General features: G+C 38.1%; 6 protein-coding genes, 2 tRNA genes and 2 pseudogenes. 5 read left to right on the top strand and 5 right to left on the bottom strand.

Annotated elements, in window-relative coordinates; all coding sequences use genetic code 11:
• A pseudogene (locus H5232_RS21695) lies at positions 1 to 222 on the top strand (endonuclease III); the annotation flags it as partial.
• Positions 223 to 339: 117 nt separating this feature from the next.
• On the opposite strand, the gene H5232_RS21690 reads toward H5232_RS21695, so the two are convergent.
• Positions 340 to 894, bottom strand: a complete 555-nt coding sequence (locus H5232_RS21690; RefSeq protein ID WP_182719342.1) for a GNAT family N-acetyltransferase — start codon at positions 892 to 894, stop codon at positions 340 to 342.
• Positions 891 to 1,208, bottom strand: a complete 318-nt coding sequence (locus H5232_RS21685; protein WP_149980691.1) for a hypothetical protein — start codon at positions 1,206 to 1,208, stop codon at positions 891 to 893. Before H5232_RS21685 ends, H5232_RS21690 begins: the two co-directional genes overlap by 4 nt.
• A gap of 39 nt (positions 1,209 to 1,247) precedes the next feature.
• Between H5232_RS21685 and H5232_RS21680 the strand changes: the two are divergent.
• The 4 genes and pseudogenes from H5232_RS21680 to gloA all read left to right on the top strand — a co-directional run.
• A pseudogene (locus H5232_RS21680) lies at positions 1,248 to 1,436 on the top strand (endonuclease III); the annotation flags it as partial.
• Positions 1,437 to 1,794: 358 nt separating this feature from the next.
• The gene (locus tag H5232_RS21675) at positions 1,795 to 3,705 is read left to right on the top strand and encodes an aminotransferase class V-fold PLP-dependent enzyme (RefSeq protein WP_145240707.1); all 1,911 of its coding nucleotides are present in this window, start codon (positions 1,795 to 1,797) and stop codon (positions 3,703 to 3,705) included.
• A 234-nt stretch (positions 3,706 to 3,939) separates the two neighbouring features.
• A complete protein-coding gene (locus H5232_RS21670; RefSeq protein WP_182831498.1) occupies positions 3,940 to 4,971 on the top strand; it encodes a serine hydrolase in 1,032 nt (343 codons plus the stop codon).
• A gap of 53 nt (positions 4,972 to 5,024) precedes the next feature.
• Complete coding sequence (gloA, locus tag H5232_RS21665; RefSeq protein WP_145240703.1) at positions 5,025 to 5,426, top strand: lactoylglutathione lyase; 402 nt, start codon at positions 5,025 to 5,027, stop codon at positions 5,424 to 5,426.
• Positions 5,427 to 5,516: 90 nt separating this feature from the next.
• Here gloA and H5232_RS21660 read toward each other — a convergent pair whose 3' ends face one another.
• From H5232_RS21660 to H5232_RS21650, 3 genes are all read right to left on the bottom strand, one after another.
• Positions 5,517 to 5,783 carry a DksA/TraR family C4-type zinc finger protein gene (locus H5232_RS21660; protein WP_145240701.1) on the bottom strand — a complete coding sequence of 89 codons (267 nt, stop codon included), beginning with the start codon at positions 5,781 to 5,783 and terminating at the stop codon, positions 5,517 to 5,519.
• Positions 5,784 to 6,100: 317 nt separating this feature from the next.
• A tRNA-Glu gene (locus H5232_RS21655) sits at positions 6,101 to 6,176 on the bottom strand.
• 183 nt (positions 6,177 to 6,359) lie between these two features.
• Positions 6,360 to 6,435, bottom strand: a tRNA-Glu gene (locus H5232_RS21650).
• Between the last annotated feature and the right edge of the window lie 127 nt (positions 6,436 to 6,562).

Raw genomic sequence — 6,562 nt, 5'->3', positions numbered from 1 at the left:
GATACCCACATAGACCGCGTATCAAACCGCACTAAATTTGCTATGGGTAAGAACGTTGTTGAAGTAGAAAAAAAGCTATTAAAAGTTGTACCAGCAGAGTTTAAAGTAGATGTACATCACTGGCTTATTTTACATGGTCGTTATGTTTGTACAGCCCGCAAACCAAAATGTGGCAGTTGTATTATTGAAGATTTGTGCGAGTTCAAGGATAAAACTGAATAATGTTTATTCTTTTTTGAGCCAATAAGTAAACTTTAAATTTTTATCTTTGCTGTTGGTTTTTTGCATGCATTATTTAACTGCTAATGACTAACCAATTACATTAAAATGACGGTATTCTTATTCAATTTTTAGTACTTCGATTTTAAGTAAAGAAAACAATAAATTTCCTAAAAAATGCTTGTACATAGCTTCTATTTCTTCTTTAGATATAGTTCCACCACGTATAAGGACTTCTTGCCGCTCAGCTGGCTCTTTTATGATAAACCCGGTAGAACTGAACCCATTTTTTTCATAAAACGCTTTGCGCTTAACTCTTTGTTGATAGTTTTCTGTCTTTTCATCAAGCTCCTCAATAGTGAGTACTATTCTTTTATTTGAATGCTTTTCATTCATAGAATCCATTACTTTGCTTCCGTAACCACTTGAGCGGAGCAATTCAGATATAGCAAAAAACTTTACACAGATAATTTGTTTATATTCTTTAGTGTAGAGAAAACCAACCCATTTATTATTATCATAAATAATATCAAAGCCATTTTTTCCATTCCTCATTCTGTATTTAACAAGCCATTCTGGTAGTCTGTGAACTTTTGGAAAAGCTTCGAAAAAAAGGTCTATAACTTTTGAATAGTTAAAATCATGTTTGTTAAGTGGGCGAAAAGTGATCATCATATTAACCCTGCAAGCCAATCAACAGTTAAGATAGTAGTAAAAACCTTTAATCCAATCAAACCGAAAAATATGAATATAAATGTAACTTTAATTTTTTTACTTTTTATATTATTCCAAGATAGAAGTTTTGCTTGAAATTCACTTTTTAGCTCATCAATATCCTCTTTCATACATAATTCCCTATCTCGTGCTGTAATTATATCAACTACAACACAGTTAATATGAGTTACCAAATTAACTTTGTAACTAAAAGTTCCGATGATGCCTAATGCAAACACATGATCTTTGCTCTTTAGGATTTCAACTACCAGCATTTTGAAAGCTAGTTACATCTTCCTTCCTTATATCTAAGTTGGCCAACCATTGCTGTAGATACGCATATATTCCGTGTATCAAACCGTACTAAGCTTGCTATGGGTAAAGACGTGGTCGCGGTTGAACAAAAGCTTGAAAAAGTGATCCCCAAAGAATTTAAAGTAGACGTACACCATTGGCTAATATTACATGGCCGTTATGTTTGCATAGCCCGCAAACTAAAATGAGGCAGCTGTATTATTGAAGACTTGTGTGAGTTTAAAGATAAAACTGAGTAGATATAGACCCAAACCTGTAGATAAAACACCTTCATTTTAAACGATTATTAATTATAAACCTCAATTATCAGGCTTATAAGAATAAGCTCAGTGATTAATTCGCATTCCAGTCTTTTTTTCTGTTTATTAAAGTAGGTGCCTAACTTTGGCACCTTTCATTTTCCATACCTTGTAAATCAATTTAAATAAAATCTGTTTATTCGTGATTTGGCGTAATTATTAGAATATTTTCAAAGTATTAATTTCACAAGCGTCAATCCTTTAGTTATGCTGTTGAGCATTATGAAATTTTATTGCGAGAATTCCTATGTTACCTATACTTCGTATCTTGTTAATCGAGCAAGACCCCGCCACCTTGCAAGAGCTTTCTACTAATCTGTCGAAAACCATCCCAAATTTTGAGCGAGATGATATTCATATCGATATTATTGAGCGTCTTGAGCTAAAACAAGCATTGGACATTGTAGAGGAAGATGGCGATATTCAGGCCGTAGTGCTTAGCTGGGATTTGCAAAATAAGGTTGGCGAGCGCACTTATAGTCGCTTTATCGAGCAGTTAAAGGGGATCCGCCTTGAGTTGCCTGTTTATGTTATTGGCGATGATACGAAAGGGCTAGAAATCGTTAATGAGTCGGAGGAGATTGAGTCTTTTTTCTTTAAAGATGAGGTGATTTCTGATCCTGAAGCAATTTTAGGCTATATGATCAACGATTTCGATGACCGCTCAGAAACCCCATTTTGGACGGCGTATCGCCGTTATGTTGGCGAAGCGAACGACTCTTGGCATACACCGGGACACAGCGGTGGCTCTAGCTTTAGAAATTCCCCTTATATCAAAGATTTTTATCAGTTTTATGGTCGTAATGTGTTCGTTGGCGATCTGTCGGTTTCAGTGGACTCTTTAGGTTCATTGTCAGATAGCACCAATACCATTGGCCGTGCGCAAGAGTCAGCAGCGGCGACGTTTGAGGTTAAGCATACCTATTTCGTTACCAATGGGTCGTCTACCTCAAATAAAATCATCTTGCAGACATTGCTGCGCAAGGGCGATAAAGTGATTATCGACCGCAATTGTCATAAATCTGTGCACTATGGCATTTTACAATCAGCGAGTTTACCTGTTTATTTGTCGAGTATTTTAAATCCAAAATATGGCATCTTCGCGCCGCCGTCGTTGGCCGACATTAAACAGGCGATAGAACAAAATACCGATGCGAAATTGCTAGTCCTCACCGGTTGTACTTACGATGGCCTACTGAGCGATCTGAAACAGGTGGTAGAGTTTGCCCATCAACATGGTATTAAAGTATTTATTGACGAAGCGTGGTTTGCTTACTCTCTGTTTCATCCAAGCCTACGATACTATTCCGCCATTCATGCTGGCGCTGACTACGTCACCCATTCAGCACATAAAGTGGTATCGGCGTTTTCTCAGGCGTCTTATATTCATGTTAACGATCCCGATTTTGATGCTGATTTCTTTCGCGAGATTTACAGTATTTACGCCAGTACATCGCCAAAATATCAGCTTATCGCATCGCTTGACGTGTGCCAAAAGCAGTTAGAGATGGAAGGCTATAAGTTACTCAATGCTTTGTTGAACCATGTGGAAGAATTTAAACAACAGATGGCTTCACTCAAACAAATTAAAGTACTAGGTAAGCAAGACTTTATGGAAATATTTCCGCACTTTAGTGGTGATAACATGGGTCACGATCCGCTAAAAATTCTCATCGATATTAGCGAATTACCTTATTCATTAAAGGATATTCATAAATACCTGCTGGATGAAATTGGCCTAGAAATAGAGAAGTACACTCACAGCACCATCTTAGTGTTACTGACGCTTGGCGGCACGCGCTCAAAAATAATTCGTCTTTATAATGCGCTCAAAAAACTCGACAGCGGTAAAGTGAAGTTGTCAAAATCGACGCGACGATCTCGCTTGCCTGAGAATCTACCAGCAATAGACTTAGCGTGTATTCCAAGCGATGCCTTTTATGGCGAGCGTGAATCTGTGCCTATCGGTAAAAGTAACAACCGTATTTGTGCCGGTTTAGTCACCCCCTATCCACCAGGTATTCCTCTTTTGGTGCCGGGACAGCATATTACTGAGGAACATATAGAGTACCTTAAAGAGTTAGCAGGACAAGGTTTGACGATTCAAGGGAGTTTTGATGGTGAAATCTATGTTCTTAAGGGCAAAGTTCAAAAGTAAAAATATACTTTAATACAGTCGAACTCCTTATAACGAAACAGCAATGTCACACGATATTGCTGTTTAGTGCGTTATAATTCTAGGCCACGTTAATAGAACTTGGTGTGCTAAGCTAATGTTAATATTAGGTAATATCACGTCAGAATTTAAAGATAAGACAGAGTAAATAATACGAAGTATAGTAGATTAAAGAACTGACCCTGACACTACAAAAATAAATGAAGCGGATGCGTAATAATGCTAGTTAAGAACAAAAAAACGCTTACTTTAATGCGCATTGCTGCATTTATTGTCACCATCATGAGCATATACTTTTTTGCCCCTTGGCAGTTTGCTTTATATTACTTGCAACCGCTACCGGCGACGATCAAAGAACAAACACAAGAGGCTATTGAACAAGGAGTCGATGGCATTATTGTGTATATTCATAGACAAGGACAGCAACCTGAATCTTTTGCAAACGGTTGGCATAATCGAGATCAAAAAATCCCCGCTTATGCTACTGCTTTGTTTAAGATTGGCAGTATCCGTAAGCTGTATGATGCATCAGCCTTAACAAAACTTGCCTCTGCTGGACTAATTGATGTAGATAAAACACTGGCTGATTATCTTCCATCGTTAATTGGACGCATTGAAAATGCAGATAAGATAACACTACGAATGATGGTAAAGCACAGAAGTGGCATACCCAATTACACAGACACTGATCATTTTGATTGGTCAATCACCTACCCCGACCTGCTTGCATTAGTACTCGATACTCCCGCTGATTTTAGCCCTGATGCTGATTACGGCTATTCTAATACTAATTATTTGTTGCTGCGGAAAATCATGTCTAATGTGCTGGGTTATGACCATAACCAATTTATTAAAAACGAGATTTTAACGCCATTGGGCTTAACGAATACCTTCGAGTCTGTAAATGAGATAAATTTAGCGCTATTAATGAGTGGCTATTATGTTGGCTACGAAAATGATTTTAAAGCACTTGATCAAGGGTATGTGGCAACAGCACAAGATGTGGGCGACTTTATTGTGGCATTAAATAATGGCACATTTTTTAGTGAACAAGAGCAAGCTTTGTACGCATCACTCTATAAATATGAGCACACAGGTTGGGTATTAGGGTATTCAAGCATTGCTCGTTATTATAAAGATATCGATACAGTCGTTGTGCAGTTTATAAATACTAATGGCAATGATACTGTGTTGCTCACAGAAATAATTTATAATCGGATTATTGATATTTTAACAGCGCAGCAGTAGTTACAGAGTAGCTGCGTTATCAAAAATTTATGTGAATTTTAAAGAGGGTTTAAATGCGTTTATTACACACCATGTTACGGGTTGCTGATCTAGATAAATCAATTGCGTTTTATACTCAAGTACTCGGCATGAAAGAGTTACGCCGTGCTGATAACGAAGAGTATCGCTATACCCTAGCCTTCGTAGGCTATGGCGATGAAAAAGACACAGCAGTACTTGAGCTGACCTATAACTGGGATACCGACAGCTATGATTTAGGCAATGCCTATGGTCATATCGCGATTGAGTTTGATGATATCTATAAAGCCTGTGCTGATATCAAGGCCGCTGGCGGCAATGTTAGCCGTGAGCCAGGACCTGTTAAAGGCGGCACAACAGAAATTGCTTTTGTAAAAGATCCAGATGGCTACTCAATTGAATTAATTCAGAAGAAAGAAAATATGAGTAAATTTTAGCAAATATATGTAATAGGTTTGCTAATCCGCTTTTTATTTATTTAAGCTCAACTCTGATACGATATTAAAAAAGGTGCTGTATGCACCTTTTTATCGTAATTGACTGTCTTTACTGCCACGTCGGTTAAACCCTTTAGAAAGCGTGCCTTTACCTTCTAGTTCAGCTTGGCAACTTACACAATACTTCACACCAGGTAACGCGAGCCTTCGTGCTTGTAGTATTGGTTCATCACATTCTTCACATAGCTCGGCACTAGCTCCAGAAACTAAATTACTTCTAGCATATTGCACAGCATCATTAACGCTGGCATCAATTTGATCTTGAATTGCACCCTCTCGTGCCCATCCACTTGCCATATAACCTCCTATTTATTTGGACGTTTATATGTACGCTAACATAGATGAAGTTTATTTAAGCTGAATATAAGAAAGGGAAAGATACTAATAAAATTTAGGAATTATTATATAAAAGATTTAATTTTTAGATTTTAACTTGGATGAATAATTCTGAAGTAACTATAGAAATGCAGTTAAACTGATGTTACAGGCTTTTTAATAAAAGCTATCTTACTAATAAATAGTAAGTTTCGTCCCAAGAGATTAGTACTCTTGTTAACGTTGTGTATAGAGAGTGCGGTGTCACACTTTCTTGCACATTACTTAAAAAAAGTAAATGGCGTCCCCAAGGGGATTCGAACCCCTGTTACCGCCGTGAAAGGGCGGTGTCCTAGGCCTCTAGACGATGGGGACACAGAATATGTGTCACTAGGACAACTGAATGGTTTAACTCGTTTCAGGCGAGCTGCTTAATAACACTGCACTTCCCTATTTAAAATAAGTAAGTGGCGTCCCCAAGAGATTAGTACTCTTGTTAACGTCGTGCATAGATAGTGCGGTGTCACACTGCTTTATACATTACTTAAAATAAGTAAGTGGCGTCCCCAAGGGGATTCGAACCCCTGTTACCGCCGTGAAAGGGCGGTGTCCTAGGCCTCTAGACGATGGGGACACAGAATATGTGTCACTAGGACGACTGAATAGTTTAACTCGTTTAAGGCGAGCTGCTTCATAACACTGCACTGACTATTATAATACTAAGTGGCGTCCCCAAGGAGATTCGAACCCCTGTTACCGCC

The sequence above is a fragment of the Pseudoalteromonas sp. SG41-5 genome, from assembly GCF_014164495.1.
GTDB classification, from domain to species: domain Bacteria; phylum Pseudomonadota; class Gammaproteobacteria; order Enterobacterales; family Alteromonadaceae; genus Pseudoalteromonas; species Pseudoalteromonas rhizosphaerae.
This window is presented reverse-complemented; position numbering and strand designations above follow the sequence as displayed.

Excerpts from the sequence above, each read along its gene's own strand:
- H5232_RS21690 (WP_182719342.1), bottom strand. The coding sequence starts at position 894 with ATGATGATCACTTTTCGCCCACTTAACAAACATGATTTTAACTATTCA.
- H5232_RS21685 (WP_149980691.1), bottom strand. The coding sequence starts at position 1,208 with ATGCTGGTAGTTGAAATCCTAAAGAGCAAAGATCATGTGTTTGCATTA.
- H5232_RS21675 (WP_145240707.1), top strand. The coding sequence starts at position 1,795 with ATGTTACCTATACTTCGTATCTTGTTAATCGAGCAAGACCCCGCCACC.
- gloA (WP_145240703.1), top strand. The coding sequence starts at position 5,025 with ATGCGTTTATTACACACCATGTTACGGGTTGCTGATCTAGATAAATCA.
- H5232_RS21660 (WP_145240701.1), bottom strand. The coding sequence starts at position 5,783 with ATGGCAAGTGGATGGGCACGAGAGGGTGCAATTCAAGATCAAATTGAT.